This window comes from Paenarthrobacter sp. 10N417 (genome assembly GCF_056394745.1).
This window is the reverse complement of sequence record NZ_JBFTIL010000012.1, coordinates 167973-182968: the sequence shown is the minus strand read 5'-3', so window position 1 is coordinate 182968 and position 14996 is coordinate 167973. Positions and strand designations below refer to the sequence as shown.

Sequence of the window (14996 nt, the reverse complement as noted above, 5' to 3'; positions counted from 1 at the left end):
CATGCGGGCGAGTCTAGCCTGAGCTCGCGCACCCAAGTAGGCCGCAGTTGAGCGCGTTTTGCCCTCTCTAAACGCGCTCTGCTGCGACCTACTTGGGTGCGTTTGGAGCGGGGGCGCCAGCGATTCTGTACGACTCCTGCAGCAACTCGTCGAGCTCCTCTACGTCGATGTTCTCCAGCCGGACCAGCAGCAACTTTGGTGACCGTTCGTGATGAGGGGTCCAGAAATAGGTATCCGGCTCCATTGCTGCCAGAGCTTCGCGCTCATCCGTTTTGACCGTAACAACCCCCTCTTCCCAGATCCGAGCCATGAGGGACTTGCCAAACCAGGCAGGCTGGCCCCAACTTGGGCGCTCGGTGACGCCGGGCATGCCAAGGCAGATACGCCTGACGTCCTCTTCGGTTGCCATGGTTCACTGTGACACCGGCATCCGGGCTCCGGCAAGGAACGCGTGGACTCTCGCAGACTAGGCTAGGCACATGTTGACCATCGGCAGCACCGTCCTCGGCGTCAATGACATCACCCGGGCCACTGCGTTCTGGCACGCCGCGCTCGGCTATGTTCCACGTGAGCCCGGCGATGACACCTGGGTGATCCTCGTTCCGTCCGCCGGTCCAGGCCCGCAGCTCGCGTTGATGCTGAGCGAAACGCCTGTGCAGGAGCACCCACGTACTCATCTGGACCTCTACACGGATGACCAGGCTGCCGAGGTAGAGCGGCTAATCTCTCTCGGCGCTCAACGCGTTGACTGGGACCTCTATCCGGAGAATCCGGATTTCGTGGTCCTCGCCGACCCTGACGGCAACCGCTTCTGCGTTATCGACAAAAGTCCGCGGTAGCGCCGCCGTCGAGCCCCAACTGACTGGCAGTAGTGGTGGTTTTGAGGGCTGAAAACAACCACTACTGCGACTTACTTGGGCGCTGCCAGTTCTGTCGGGGCCCTTGGGTAGAGTGCCATGCATGGACGACAAAGCGACATTGCTCGGTTATTTGCGCCTTCGTCGCGCGGACCTGCTCGGGAAGCTTGATGGCTTGGGTGAATACGATGCCCGAAGGCCCCTGACACCGACGGGTACCAATCTCCTGGGGCTCGTGAAACACGTGGCGAGCGTGGAGTTGGGGTATTTCGGGGAGACTTTCGGGCGTCCGAGTGGGCGCGAATTGCCCTGGCTCGCTGATGATGCAGAACCGGATTCCGATATGTGGGTCCCGGCCTCGGAGAGCCGTGCGGAAATCCTGGAACTGCACCACTTCTCGGCAGCGCACAGTGATGCCACCGTCCAAGCCCTGACGTTGGATGCTCCCGGCGTTGTGCCTTGGTGGTCCGAAGAGAAGCGGAATGTGACGCTCCATCAGATCCTCGTCCACATGTGTGTGGAAACCGCACGGCACGCGGGGCACGCTGACATCATCCGCGAACTGATCGACGGATCCGCTGGCCAAAGGCCTGGGGATCCCAACATGCCTGCCCGCAACTCCGAAGAATGGGCAGCACGCAGGTTCCGGATCGAAGAAGCAGCATTGGAAGCAGACCTGCGCCACTGAAGACCCCCAAGCACCACTTCCGTAGTGGTGAGGTTGGCCGGGTGTTGGCCTGTGGCATCCAACCGATCCCCAGCGCCTGCCGACTGCTGCTCGCGAATCTGCCCCGGCAAAGTTAGACCAGACAAACAGGGCCCGACGGCGGTACGCAACTGCCGCCGTCGGGCCCATCTAAGTAGCAGTTAATGCCGTTCTGAGCGTCCAAAACGTCATCAAATGCGACCTACTTGGGACATCCCCCGCATGAGGTGCCCCGCCTCCGCAAGGCCGACCCGCAAACTTGATGCGAAATTGAGCCAAACAAACAGAGTCCTTGATTTTGCCGCGCCACGCTGGAAGCAGACGAAGCCTCATTACATCAATCCATCAAGGTTTCGGCGACGAATAACCAACGAGAATCACAATGATGTGGGGGACCCAATGGAACAGGCAGCAGCGCTAACAGAGGTGATCGCCATCAAGGGCATCATCCAGGACCAACACCCCGTGGATTTCCACGCACTGGGTGTCGCAGGATGCATCGACAGACTTGCTGCGCCGCTTCGACGCTCCGGCGTGACCGTCCACTGGCACACACCCCACCACGGCATCGAGATCTCCTCCGCATCCGCCGCCCTGCTGTACCACGTAGCCCAGGAGACCTTCAGCAACACCCTGAACTACGCCGACGCCAGCGAACTGACCATCCGTCTCAATGCCGTCTACCACGGAATCCAAATGACGATTATGGACAACGGCAAAGGTTTCGAAATCCACGCCGCCCCCAGCGGCCGCCGCCACGGCTTCGGCCTGCTGCTGATGTCCATTGCAGTGCACGACGCCGGAGGGTCCGTTGAGATCGACTCCGGGGCTGGGCGGGGCACCAGTGTGAGGGTCACGCTGCCACTGGATTGAGTCCAATTTGGGACCTTTTTGGGCTCCCAAACCATGGATTGGCGGCGTCCCCGGACGTATTCTGTAGCTACTTTTCAGCCTGACATCTCGACGGAATGGCACGAAATGGCGCGGAACAAGGGTCCCCGGTTAGGTCTTGGCAAGGTCCTTCTGAGGATCTTCGGGTTTTTCTTCGTGAGCGCCCTCTGCGGGGTGCTGATCTGCGGCTTCATGGTGCCGGTGGTTCAGTTCACCAGCACCACCATGGGCGGTTCCATCGGCTTTTACGAAAGCCTGCCCAGCCAACTCGACGTTGATTCGCCATCCCTTTCCAGCAACGTAGTCACTGCTGACGGCCAGCACATCGCCACGTTCTATGCAGAGAACCGGGTGAAGGTACCCCTGGACCAGATGTCACCCTTCATTCGGCAAGCGATCGTGGCAATCGAAGACAGCCGCTTTTATGAGCATCCCGGAGTAGATACGCAGGGCATCATCCGTGCGCTGACATCCAACGTGACCAAGGGGACCCGACAGGGCGCGTCGACCCTGACCCAGCAATACGTCACCAACGTGCTGAACGAGTCCCGCCTCTCGAAGGGCCGGCCCGAGGATGTGGTGCTCAGTGGGGACAAGAGCATCGGTGACAAGCTCCGGGAGATCAAGCTGGCCCTGGAGCTTGAGAAACGCTTCAGCAAAGACCAAATCCTTGAGGGGTACCTGAACATCGTGTTCTTTAACCGGAACGCGTATGGCATCGAAGCCGCTTCGCGGTACTTCTTCAGCACCTCAGCCAAGGATCTCACTTTGCCACAGGCCGCGCTGTTGGCCGGGCTGGTGAACGGGCCGAGCGTCTATGACCCAACAACCGCGCCTGAAGCAGCGTTCAGCCGGCGAAACATTGTGCTGGACAGAATGCTCGAGCAGGGAAAGATCACTCAAGCAGACCATGATGCGGCAGTTGCCGCCCCCGTGGAGCTGAAAATCACCCCGTCCCATCAGGGCTGCGCCGGGGCCTCCATCGCCATCTACTTCTGCGACTACGTGTCCCACCTGATCATGAACAACGAGGCCTACGGAGCAACCATCGAGGACCGCGAACGGCTCCTCTACCGGGGCGGGCTCACCATCACCACCACGCTGGACAGCCGGTTGCAGGCAGCGGCCCAAGTACAAGTGGATGCGTCAGCCGGCGTAAACCCGGACAAATGGGGCGCTGCCATGACCACCGTGCAGCCAGGCACAGGCAAGATCCTGTCCATGGCCCAAAACACGGTGTTCGTTCCGCAGGACGGGAAGTTCGATACCCAGCTGAACTTCAGCGTGGATGCCAAGGACGAAAACGGCAACGACCTCAATGGTGCAGGCGGATTCCAACCCGGTTCCACCATGAAGCCCTTCATCTTCGCGGAGTGGCTCAATGAGGGCAAGTCGCCCACTGCCGTGGTGGATGCTTCCCGACGGGTCTACCCGGTTGGCTTCCCTTGGCGCTCGAGCTGCGGCAAAGTGCTGGGTGGCTACAGCACCGCGCAGAAGGCGCAAAACCTGGGCGCTGATGATGACCTGCAGAACAACGACGAGGGCTACTACCGGCCCATGCCCATCAACTACGGCCTCTACAACTCGATCAACACCGCCACATTCGCTACAGCAGCGCAGTTGGATTTCTGCGGCATCCAGAAAATGGTGGACGCGGTTGGCCTGCACAGCGGCCTGGACAACGCCCAGATCAACATGCACCAGATCGGCAACCTCCTTGGCTCCATCGGCGTCGCTCCCGTCATCCTGGCGAGCGCCTTCGCAACATTCGCCAACGATGGCACCTATTGCAAGCCCATCGCCATCACCGATATCAGCGACTCACAAGGCAGGAAGTACCCGGCCCAAACACCTGAATGCAAAGAGACCGTGAAACCGGCCGTGGCCCGGGGAGTCACATCGGTGCTGCAGGACGTCCTCAAGCTCGGATCCGGCGTCTACATCGAACCCAAGGTCCAGAACCAGGTCCCGGTGGCCGCAAAGACCGGCACCTCGAACAACAACGGCGCAACCTGGGTGGCCGGATACACTACCCGGCTCGCCACGGCCTCCTTCTTTGGGGACACGACGGCGGGACAACAGCGAGCAGGACAAAACGTCACGATCAATGGCAAGTTCTACAAGTCACTGGACGGCTACATGATTGCCGGCCCGCAATGGGCCAACTACATGATGCAGGCCACCGCCCTCTACCCGAGCGGCGCCTTCAACCCACCGCCTCCCCCGCCGTCGCCTGGCCCGAGCACGTCGCCCGCAGCACCTCGCTGAGTGGGCCTGCGTTGTGGGGCCCGGTCTGCGTGGTGTTCCCGGCAGCCGAGCCGGCAGAAACACTTTGAAAGCCAGCCATTCCTCCCGCAGACTGGGCCTGTGAAGCCCTTCCTTCTCTTGGCCACCCGCGCTGAAGACGCAGCAGCGGATGACGAGTACCAGGCCTACCTCCGGTACTGCGGGCTCCGGGCTGAGGAATTGTTCCGCGTCCGGCTGGAGACGGCACCACTGCCGGACATTGAGTTGGCCGATTACTCAGGCGTGATTGTGGGCGGCAGTCCTTACACCTCCAGCGACCCTTTGGAGGAGAAGAGTCAGGCCCAGCTTCGCGTCGAAGCTGAACTCTCAGCACTCCTGGATCGCATCGTGGCCGAGGACTTCCCCTTCCTGGGTGCCTGCTATGGCGTTGGAACCTTGGGGGTTCACCAAGGAGCCATCATTGACCGTCGCTACGGAGAACCGGTCGGGGCTACGGAGATCAAACTGACCCCAGACGGGGAGCGCGACCCCCTGCTCAAAGGCATGCCACACACTTTCGAGGCGTTCGTTGGGCATAAGGAAGCCTGCAGCCAACTGCCGGAAAACGCCGTGTTGCTCGCAAGTTCCGCAGCCTGCCCTGTGCACATGTTCCGCATCAGGAAGAATCTCTACGCCACACAGTTCCATCCGGAATTGGATGTCGATGGCCTCATCACCCGGATTAACATCTACAAGGACGCGGGCTATTTTCCGCCGGATGCTGCCGCCGAGCTCATCGAAACCGCCAAGCATGCTTCGGTGACTGAACCGATGCGGGTCTTGAGGAATTTCACGGAGCTCTACGCTCGCTAGGGATCTTGCGGGGCCCGCTCTGCGCCCCGAGAAAGGGGTTTCTATCAGAGCCTCCCTCGCGCGGCGTTGGCTGGGTAGCTTTGTGAGTACTCACCCATGCCCCGAAACGTGATTCATCCATGAGGAGCAATCTTTGAAGCAGGACCCTTTGGCGGTCGAAACCCAGGTACACGCAGCACCAGATGAAGGAAAGACCAAGCCAGCGAAAATGCGAGCAGCCACCAAGATCCCTTGGGGTGGCCTTTTGCTGCTTGCTGCCGCGGGCTTCACGGCTGTCACCACAGAGCTGCTTCCGTCCGGGCTGCTTCCGCAGATCAGCCGGGATCTGGGCGTGGAGGAATCGGCTGTAGGTTCCCTGACCGCAGCATATGCAGCCATCATCGTTTTCACGGCCCTTCCCCTGTCCCGGCTCCTCGGTGGGCGTGTCCCGCGGAAGACCCTGTTGATCGGGACCGTGCTTGCCTTTGCACTAAGCAACGTCCTGCTGGCCTTGAGCCCAAATCTTGAAGTGGCCATTGCCGCAAGGCTTCTTGGTGGCATTGCCCATGGCATGTTGTGGTCCAGCATGGCACCGTATGTGGCGCGCATCGTCCCTGCCCACTCGGTGGGCAAGTCCATGGCCGTGGTTTTCAGTGGTACCAGCATCGCGTTGGCTGTCGGGGCTCCGATTGGCACGCTCATGGGCACCCTCATGACATGGCGGGTTTCCTTCGTGGTCCTGGCCGGGGTTGGTGTCCTGTTGGCAGTCTTGGCGTTCTGGCTCCTGCCTGCTGCGCATGATCCGGGCACCCACAAGACACCATCGATCCGGGCAGCGCTCAAGCTACCGGGCGTGATCGCCGTGGCCACCGCTTGGCCACTCTTGCTGCTGGCACACTTCACTCTCTTTACGTATGTTGCGCCTTTCCTGCTCGCCTCCGGCTTGCCCGAAGCCCTCACTGGCATTTCCCTGTCGGTGGTGGGGATCTCGGGCTTGGTCGGGATCTGGATTGCTGGCCTGAGCGCCGATTCCCATCCCCGGCGTTCGGTGATTACCGCCGTCGGGCTTCTTTTGCTTGCCTTCGCGTTGCTGCCGGTTCTGGGCGGCACGTGGGTGGGTGTTTTCGCGCTGATGGTTGCCTGGGGCGTTTCCTTCGGCGCGATCGGCATCTACAACCAGGCGGCGATCTTACGGGCCGGCGGGGAGCACAAGGATGCGGCCAACGGCCTCACGGTGGTGACCATCCAACTGGGGATCGCCGTCGGTGCCGGGTACGGTGCGTTGGCGCTGACCACTGTTGGGGCTCAGTTGGTGCCGCTCGCCGCGGCGCTGCCAACGGCAGTTGCCTTGGCGATCATGATTTCCAGCAAGCGCGGCGGATACCCGGCAGGGCCACACGAAAAAGGACGCCGCGAGAAGCGTCGGTAACATTCCCGAAACATGCCAGTCACGTGATCTTCATGAACGTGGGGTTTCTGTAACTTACCTGCAACCTAGCTCTTCCGAGTCGGAAACATAGCTCACCGAATATTGATCGGGGGGTAGTGAGGGCCGTGCATCAACGGGCCCGTTTCGGACAGGCTTGATCAGAAGGGAACGCAGGTGGAGATCTCTGCGCAAGACGTCTGGCTGATGTTGTCATCGGCAATGGTGCTTTTCATGACTCCGGGCCTCGGCCTGTTCTATGGCGGCATGACCCGCGCCAAGGCAGCGCTCAACATGATCATGATGAGCTTTATCTCTGCAGGCATTGTGGGCGTCGTGTGGGTCCTCTGGGGATACTCGATGACCACCGGCGACGGTTTCCTCGGCCTGTTCGGCAACCCGTTCGCGCACTTCGGGCTCCAGGACCTCATAGGTTCGCCCGACCTCCTCAAGGCAGTCTTCGCCGCTACCTTCGCCATCATCACCGTGGCACTCATCAGCGGCGCCATCGCCGACCGCGCCAAGTTCAGCGCCTGGGCGCTCTTCGTCCCGATCTGGGTCACCGTGGTCTACTGCCCGCTGGCTTACATGGTCTGGGGCGGCGGCTTGATGAGCGCAGATGGAGCCGTCACGCAGATCTTCGGCCAGGTGATCGACTTCGCCGGCGGTGCCGTAGTTGAGGTCAGTTCAGGTACCGCCGCTTTCGTCCTCGCATTGATCGTGGGAAAGCGTCACGGATTCGCCAAAGACCCCAACCACCGCCCTCACAACGTCCCGTTCATCATGATCGGCGCAGCAATCCTCTGGTTCGGCTGGTTTGGATTCAACGGCGGTGCTGCAACCACTGTTGAGCAGGCAGGCCTGATCTGGGTCAACACGCTGGTGGCTCCGGCCGCGGCGATGCTGAGCTGGTTGGTCACGGAAAAGATCCGCCACGGACACCCGACATCACTGGGGGCAGCCTCCGGTGTTGTTGCGGGCCTGGTCGCCATCACCCCTTCCTGCGCCAACATCACCCCGCTCGCGGCACTTGGCCTGGGACTCGTTGCCGGTGCCGCCTGTGCCGTGTTTGTGGACCTGAAGTACAAGTTCGGTTTCGACGATTCCCTTGACGTCGTGGGCGTGCACTTTGGCGCTGGCGTGATCGGCACGCTTTCCCTTGGCTTCGTTGCCTTTCCCACGGAAGGCGTGGCCGGCGGCCTCCTTTACGGCGGCGGCGTGCAGCAGCTCGTGGCCCAGACAGTAGCCGTGCTGCTCACCATCGTCCTCTCCGGCCTGGGCACCCTGCTGATCGGTCGCGCTATTCACAAGACCATCGGCTTCCGCGTGGCCCACGAACATGAAGTTGCAGGAGTGGACCTCACCCAGCACGCAGAATCGGCCTACGAGTTCGGCCTCACAGCCCATGGACACTTCCGCCAGCAGCAGGCCCACCTGTCGTCGCTGATCAAGGGTGGACGCAAAGAGTCCGAGCCGGCGAAGGAAGACAGCTTCGCCTAGCGGCCCCACATTCAGAACAGCAGTCGACGGCGGAACCCAGGTCCCGCCGTCGGCTGCTGTTTGTGCCGTCTTACCCATGTAGGGTCAGCCGGAGCCGTTCCAGAGCCGCTGCCACCACGTTCGCCTGATTGGTTCCTCCGGCTCCGGCTCAGGTGGAGCTGCCGCAGCCCGCCGCTCGCGCCATCGTTCCAGCTCGGCGTCAACATCCCGCAGCTTGGTGGTCACTGGCGGCCCACCCTGGAGTTGGCGACGGGCCTCAACCACTCGCGTGTTGAAGTCCTCAAGGATGTCGCGGACCTGCTTCTCGGTGTACTGCTGATCCAGCTTCGCGTCGAGTTCAGCGTCCTCGATCCGTAGCAGAATTGCTGGCGGGCCGATCCCGCTGAGTCGCTCACGCTGGATCAGACCTTTGACCCACCAGTCCGGATCATAGTGCTCGCCCAGACCCGGGATCGGCTTGCCAGCGTATTTGAGGTTGTCGAACTTGCCCTGGTTCATGGCGTCCCGGATCAAATATTCCACCCGCGCGGCGTCGTCCACCTTCCGGCGTTTCTCCCGCTCTTCCGCCTCGGCCGCCTCGAGCTCTGAATCTTCCTCGGCATTACCGCCCCACGAGCGGACGGCCCGCAATTCCGCGCCCCGCTCGAGCTTCCGTCTGAAGGCGTTGTTCTCGGCGTTCACGTTTCGCCACCTCCTCGCACGGCAGTCCTCTCCTGCCGGAAATCGTGGTTCCGGCTCCAGTATTCCGCACTTTGCTGGGCCGCGGGGAGTGCTAAGCGCTACTCTCGATCCAAATATCTCCACAGGAAGGGCCGCGCGTGACGACTGTTTCCAATGCATTCATTCCGGTCTCGGATCCAGGCCAGGCAGCCAAGTGGTATTCGGAACACCTGATGCTTCGGACTGTCACCGTTTCGGAGTGGACGGCAGTTCTAACGGGCGACGGCGGTGCCACAGTTACGCTGATGGGTCCGCTCAGCGGGATCGCGGCTGAGCCCGGGCTGGCATGGGCGACCTGCGGTTTCCTGGTGGAGGACCTCACGGGCATGCGGGATCGTTTGCTCAGGAACGGACATGGCGTGTCTGTGGTGGAGGGCGATCCGGACACCTGCTTGTTCTTCTCAGTCCGGGACCTCGACGGGAACGTCCTGCTGCTCACGGACAGATAAGCTCCCTGGTTCACCAGCGCCGCAGCCGTTCCACCAGCGCCTCAGCCCCTGTTGTTTCACCACCCCCTTTGATCGCCGGGCGGCCCCCGACACGCCGGGATTAGCGGCGTGTCGGGGCCAAGGTCAGCTCAAAGCAGGTGATGGAGCAACGCAGGCTAGCTGGCAGGCTAGTGAACGGCCATGCTCGGATCCAGTTGCTCGATGCCCTCAGGAGTAACAAGGACCACCCTGGCCGTGCAGATGTCGTAGAACAAGCCCGTTGCCTGGACTTGCCCGGATGCCAAAGCCGGCCCGGTGACCGGATGCTCTTCGAGTTTCTGGAGCTGGACGGCGACGTTCACCATGCTTAGCTGGTCGAGGGGGCTGTAACCTTCAGCTTCGGCAGCGAGGGCGACAGGATGGCCATCCAACAGCGCGGTGTAGCTCGGCCGGGCGTGCTCCAACCACGTATCGAAGCCCGCGCCCAAGGCTGCGGACGCACCCTCTGCGTCGGCTATAACGGCCTTCATCGCGCCACAGTTGGAGTGGCCGCAGATCACGATCGAGTCCACGGACAACCCCTTCACCGCGAATGCCAGTGCCGAGTCGATCGAGGCATCCCGGCCGTCAGGGCACACAACGTTGCCAATATTCCGCAGTGTCAGAAGGTCTCCGGGGCCGCTGCTGGTGATGAGGTTCGGATTGACCCGGGAGTCGACGCAGGCAACAAACAGTGTGTCCGGGTTCTGCCCCTCCGTAAGATCCTGAACCAGCGGTCGAACCTTGTCTGCGTGCCGCCGATGGTATTTGTCGATGCCAAGGAGGATTGACCGCAGCGGAAGCTGCCCGCCGTCGTCGTGCGCTTCCTGCTGGGAACCATCCAAAGGCGACGGCTGCCAGGAAGTCCTGGGCGGAAGCGGGAATTCACGTGGATCCTGACGCTGTGGAGTGTTGTCCGCGGCGTCGGTGAAAGCGGTGGTTCCGTGTTCCTCCAGCACCACCGAGGCGCCGCTGGAGCGGTGTTGTGCCTGCCAGGCAACCAGCGCCTCGCGGAAAGCGTGATCGAGGTAATCGGCGTTGAGTTCAACAACTGCGTCCTGGCCCTCGGGAACGGAGTGCAGGACGCGGTTCAGTCGGGGCAGCGCGAAGAAGCTGCAGGACCCGGCGATCGTGACGCGCCACGGCAGCTGCTCCCCGGCCGGGGCATGGGCGTGGATCTGGGCACGGAGTACCCGCCACAACACGCAGAGGGCCGCGAGGGCGAGGCCGATAATGACGCCTTCGAGCAGGTTCAGCACAACAACGCACGCGAGCGTGACCACGTAGACCAGGAGGTCGCCGGTGCGGAGACTGGTTTTGATGTCGGCGACCTTGATGAGCTTGGCGCCGATGACGAGCAACAGGCCGGCGAGCACGGACAACGGAATCAGCTGGATGAGACCGGCGAACAGTGCCGAGAACACCAGGACCCACACGCCGTGCAGGATGGCGGACGCCCGGCTCGCGGCGCCGGCCTCGACGTTGGTGGCGCTGCGGACGATCACGCCCGTCACCGGGAGGCCACCGAGCATTCCCGAGACCATGTTGGCGGAGCCTTGTCCGACGAGTTCCCGGTTGAGGTTGGTGCGCGCGCCTGCGTGCATCTTGTCCACGGCGACCGCGGACAGCAGCGATTCGATGCTCGCGATCAGGGCTACCGTGATGACTGCCATGGCTGCGGCGCGCCAGTTGCCGTCGGGCAAGCTGGGCAGGGCAACGGCGTCGAACAGCGAACCGCTGAAGCTGATGCGCTCGACGCTGGGCGAAACTGCTGCAGACAAAGCGGTGACAGCGACCACCGCCGCCAGCGGGCCGGGAATCTTCTGCACTGCAGTGGGCAGATACTTCCAGGCAAGGAGGATGGCAACAACTGCCAGGCCGAGAAGGGCGGAGTGCAGCTCGACATTGGTGATGGCCGCTGGAAGTGCGGTCAGGTTTTCGACGGCGGACCCAGCCGCCTGCCCACCGAGCAGCACATGCAACTGCTGCAGGATGATCGTGATGCCGATGCCCGCCAGCATCGCCTTGACCACTACGGGCGAAACTGCCAGCGCGGCCCGGCCTACGCGGCTGATACCCAGCAACAACTGCACGACGCCGGCGGCTGCGGTAATGGCGCACGTCACCTGCCAACCGAACTCGTCAACCAACCCGGCGACGACGACGGTCAGTCCAGCGGCGGGGCCGCTCACCTGCAATGGGGAGCCGCCGAGGCTGCCAGCGACAATGCCTCCGATGGCCGCTGCAATGAGCCCGGCCATGATGGGTGCTCCGGAGGCAGCGGCGATACCGAGCGAGAGCGGAAGGGCAACAAGGAAGACGACGAGGGATGCGGGGAGGTCGGCTCCAAGGTTGCTGAGGAAGCTCGGCTTGGGTGCTTTGCCCCGGCTTCCGGGCGGGCTGTGGGAGTCGGTGGAGATGGAAGCGGAGTCGTTTGTATGCGGCACTGGAATTTCCTAAGGCTCGGGAACACTGACTTCTCCAGCGTAGGAATGTTGTCACGTGCAATGACAAGATGATGTGATTCTTGTGACAAAACTTGTGAACAGGCAGCGTCATGTGGCGACCAATGGGAACTTCTGCAGGGAGTGGGATCGTTGAGGACTCCATGTGCGTGGACATAGTCTGAAGCAATGGATGAAGAAACCCGCACAATGGACGAACACAGCACACGAGGCTCCTACGTCACCGGCAGCGAGTTCAATCGGGATACCAACTACATCGAGGACCGGATCACCCGCGAGGGCACTCCCGGCCCGAACGATGAACCCGGCTGGCCGGTAGAGCCAGGTAGATACAGACTGATAGCAGCCCGGGCCTGTCCGTGGGCCAACCGTTCGGTCATCGTCCGCAGGCTTCTGGGCCTGGAGCACGTCATCAGCCTCGGACAGCCGGGCCCTACCCACGACGCCAGGTCCTGGACCTTTGATTTGGATCCTGACGGAAAAGATCCAGTACTGGGAATCGAGCGGCTACAGGAGGCGTACTTCCGCCGCTTTCCGGACTATCCCCGCGGCATCACGGTTCCGGCAATCGTGGACATCCCCAGCGGGGCCGTCGTGACCAACAACTACCCCCAAATCACGCTCGACTTCTCCACAGAATGGGCAGAGTTCCACCGTCCGGGCGCACCACAGCTCTATCCGGAGCACCTGCGCGAGGAAATCGACACGGTCAACGAGCGCGTCTTCACCGAGATCAACAATGGGGTCTATAAGTGCGGCTTCGCAGGGTCCCAGGAGGCTTACGAAGCCGCCTATGTCCGCCTGTGGAGCGCCTTGGACTGGCTCGAGGAACGGCTGGCAAACCAGAGATACCTCGTGGGTGACACCATCACCGAGGCGGATGTCAGGCTGTTCACCACCTTGGCTCGCTTTGATGCGGTCTACCACGGGCATTTCAAATGCAATCGAAACAAGCTCAGCGAAATGCCGGTGCTGTGGGCGTATGCCAGGGATCTGTTCCAAACGCCGGGTTTCGGGGACACGATCGACTTCGTCCAGATCAAGCAGCACTACTACATAGTGCACGAGGACATTAATCCCACACGCATCGTCCCCATGGGACCGGACCTCTCCGGTTGGCTGACCCCGCACGGAAGGGAATCGCTTGGCGGGCGTCCGTTCGGGGACGGGACTCCACCAGGGCCGGTCAAGGCAGGCGAGGAAGTGGCTGCTGGTCACGGGGCCGTCTAACCGGCGGTAGCTTCAGCCCATCTAATCGGCGACCAGCCGGCCTGTCACTGACGAAGGCCAGCCAGCGCCGCCTCCACCGCAGCGATCGCAGCAGCCGTGATCGAATCCCGCTCGCCGGAGCCGTCCACCATCAACAGAATTCCGCGTTGCGTGTACGCAGTCACCACAGGCTGCGTCTCGTCCCGGTACAGCTCCAATCTGCGCTGAATCACCGGTTCAGTATCGTCGCTGCGGCCCTGTTCCTGCGCCCGTTGAAGCATGCGCGCAACGAGCTCGGCATCCTCCACTGTCAATACAAGAACCACTTCAAGCGTCTGCTGTTTTGCCGCGAGGATCTCATCAAGGGCGCCAATTTGGATGACAGTCCGCGGGTAGCCGTCCAGTAGAAACCCGTTCCCCGTATCGGCGTCCTCCAGGCGCTGACGGAGCATGGCCGTGGTGACGTGGTCCGGAACAAACTCGCCCCGGTTCATGTACTCGCCGGCTTCTGCACCGAGTTCTGTCTTGTCCCGAACATGTGCGCGGAAGAGGTCTCCCGTAGAGATCGCGGGGATCGAGAAATGCCTGGCGATCACTTCCGCCTGCGTGCCTTTGCCGGAACCTGGAGGGCCCATGATGATCAATCGCGCCATGACACAAGTCCGTTTCAAGAGGCGGCCGGGACTTAAACGATACGCCGACGACGGCGCGGCGCTCCCGCCGTCGCCGGTTTTTCTTTGGGGTCGCTACGGACGTCAGGCGTTGGCTGGCTCGGCCAGCAGCGAGTCGATCTGGCCGATCGCTTCCCGCAGGCCTTCCTCCATGCCCATGTCCGACATCTTCTGAAGCTGTTCTTCAGAGTCAAAGCGCGTGGACATGGTCATCCGGGTGCGGTCGCCAACAGGCTCAAGCCTGACGGTGGCGTGAGCGGCTCCGTGCTCGTAAACCGGGACGCCCTGTTCGTCGGCAAATCCGTAGTCGAATTCGAGGTGGTCCGGCGCGTTTACGGTGGTGAACTGCCACCAGCCGCGGGCCTTTGTGCCGTCCGGCACCGTCATGTAATAGCCGGCCTTGCCTCCGGGGGTGAAATCGTGCGTTTCGAACGTGGCCGGAACGGAAGGCGGTCCCCACCACCGCTCGAGCTGTCGCGGATCCTCCCAAATCCTCCAAACGCGCTTGACCCCGGCATCGAACTCCGCAACGACCGTGAGGCTCAGGGCCTCAACGTCCTTGTCTACGCTGACAACAGTCATGGCAAATCCCTTTCATCATCTTCAGCGAGAATGTCCGCGATCTGGCTGGCACGTTGCCGCCAGATCATTTCGTATTGATCCAACAGACGCCGGGCTTTTTGCAGACCATCACGATTTCCCCGCACGATCTGCTCCCTCCCACGTTTCTCCTTGGTCACCAGGGAGGCCCGTTCCAGGATCGCCACATGCTTCTGCACGGCCGCGAAACTCATGGCGTAGAGCGCAGCCAACCCGGATACCGAATACTCCCCGGATGTCACCCTGGCCACAATGTCGCGCCGAGTGGCGTCTGCCAAGGCTTGGAACAGGCGGTCGAGTTCGACATCGCCGGAAGGTACTGAACTGAGCTGATCTACAACCATTTGGTTGTACGATATCGCCGCAATGGCTCCGTGTCAACGCTTATTCCGGATCATCCTGCAGC

General features: G+C 61.9%; 15 protein-coding genes. 9 read left to right on the top strand and 6 right to left on the bottom strand.

The features are described 5' to 3' along the window. Window positions 1-88: 88 nt before the first annotated feature. Complete coding sequence (locus tag AC1DCM_RS16025; RefSeq protein ID WP_477518976.1) at window positions 89-409, bottom strand: MmcQ/YjbR family DNA-binding protein; 321 nt, start codon at window positions 407-409, stop codon at window positions 89-91. A gap of 70 nt (window positions 410-479) precedes the next feature. Between AC1DCM_RS16025 and AC1DCM_RS16020 the strand changes: the two genes are divergently transcribed. The 7 genes from AC1DCM_RS16020 (at window position 480) to AC1DCM_RS15990 (ending at window position 8458) form a co-directional block, all read left to right on the top strand. After that, window positions 480-839: a VOC family protein gene (locus tag AC1DCM_RS16020; protein WP_477518975.1), complete on the top strand. Its 360-nt coding sequence runs from the start codon at window positions 480-482 to the stop codon at window positions 837-839. 121 nt (window positions 840-960) lie between these two features. Then, entirely contained in the window at window positions 961-1545 is a 585-nt protein-coding gene (locus AC1DCM_RS16015) for a DinB family protein (protein WP_477518974.1), read from the top strand. A 417-nt stretch (window positions 1546-1962) separates the two neighbouring features. Then, on the top strand, window positions 1963-2436 hold the full coding sequence (locus AC1DCM_RS16010; protein ID WP_442003183.1) for a sensor histidine kinase: 474 nt from the start codon (window positions 1963-1965) through the stop codon (window positions 2434-2436). Between the two features lie 105 nt (window positions 2437-2541). After that, entirely contained in the window at window positions 2542-4722 is a 2181-nt protein-coding gene (locus tag AC1DCM_RS16005) for a transglycosylase domain-containing protein (protein WP_442016165.1), read from the top strand. A 99-nt stretch (window positions 4723-4821) separates the two neighbouring features. After that, window positions 4822-5553, top strand: a complete 732-nt coding sequence (locus tag AC1DCM_RS16000) for a glutamine amidotransferase (RefSeq protein ID WP_477518973.1) — start codon at window positions 4822-4824, stop codon at window positions 5551-5553. A 133-nt stretch (window positions 5554-5686) separates the two neighbouring features. Beyond that, window positions 5687-6961, top strand: coding sequence for an MFS transporter (locus tag AC1DCM_RS15995; protein ID WP_477518972.1), 1275 nt, complete (start codon window positions 5687-5689; stop codon window positions 6959-6961). A gap of 174 nt (window positions 6962-7135) precedes the next feature. Further along, window positions 7136-8458 carry an ammonium transporter gene (locus tag AC1DCM_RS15990; RefSeq protein ID WP_477518971.1) on the top strand — a complete coding sequence of 441 codons (1323 nt, stop codon included), beginning with the start codon at window positions 7136-7138 and terminating at the stop codon, window positions 8456-8458. A gap of 84 nt (window positions 8459-8542) precedes the next feature. Here the strand turns inward: AC1DCM_RS15990 and AC1DCM_RS15985 are convergent, their stop codons facing one another. Then, on the bottom strand, window positions 8543-9139 hold the full coding sequence (locus AC1DCM_RS15985; protein WP_477518970.1) for a DnaJ family domain-containing protein: 597 nt from the start codon (window positions 9137-9139) through the stop codon (window positions 8543-8545). Window positions 9140-9276: 137 nt separating this feature from the next. Between AC1DCM_RS15985 and AC1DCM_RS15980 the strand changes: the two genes are divergently transcribed. Continuing rightward, window positions 9277-9627: a VOC family protein gene (locus AC1DCM_RS15980; RefSeq protein ID WP_477518969.1), complete on the top strand. Its 351-nt coding sequence runs from the start codon at window positions 9277-9279 to the stop codon at window positions 9625-9627. A gap of 167 nt (window positions 9628-9794) precedes the next feature. Here AC1DCM_RS15980 and AC1DCM_RS15975 read toward each other — a convergent pair whose 3' ends face one another. Further along, window positions 9795-12092 carry a SulP family inorganic anion transporter gene (locus AC1DCM_RS15975; RefSeq protein ID WP_477518968.1) on the bottom strand — a complete coding sequence of 766 codons (2298 nt, stop codon included), beginning with the start codon at window positions 12090-12092 and terminating at the stop codon, window positions 9795-9797. Window positions 12093-12299: 207 nt separating this feature from the next. Here AC1DCM_RS15975 and AC1DCM_RS15970 point away from each other — a divergent pair, with 207 nt between their 5' ends. Beyond that, window positions 12300-13340, top strand: coding sequence for a glutathione S-transferase family protein (locus AC1DCM_RS15970; RefSeq protein ID WP_477518967.1), 1041 nt, complete (start codon window positions 12300-12302; stop codon window positions 13338-13340). A 44-nt stretch (window positions 13341-13384) separates the two neighbouring features. On the opposite strand, the gene AC1DCM_RS15965 is transcribed toward AC1DCM_RS15970, so the two are convergent. From AC1DCM_RS15965 to AC1DCM_RS15955, 3 genes are all read right to left on the bottom strand, one after another. Continuing rightward, on the bottom strand, window positions 13385-13972 hold the full coding sequence (locus AC1DCM_RS15965; RefSeq protein ID WP_442016159.1) for an adenylate kinase: 588 nt from the start codon (window positions 13970-13972) through the stop codon (window positions 13385-13387). A gap of 102 nt (window positions 13973-14074) precedes the next feature. Further along, a complete protein-coding gene (locus AC1DCM_RS15960) occupies window positions 14075-14572 on the bottom strand; it encodes an SRPBCC family protein (protein WP_477518966.1) in 498 nt (165 codons plus the stop codon). Further along, the gene (locus tag AC1DCM_RS15955) at window positions 14569-14934 is read right to left on the bottom strand and encodes an ArsR/SmtB family transcription factor (RefSeq protein WP_477518965.1); all 366 of its coding nucleotides are present in this window, start codon (window positions 14932-14934) and stop codon (window positions 14569-14571) included. The genes AC1DCM_RS15960 and AC1DCM_RS15955 overlap by 4 nt, the downstream gene beginning before the upstream one ends. Window positions 14935-14996: the final 62 nt, after the last annotated feature.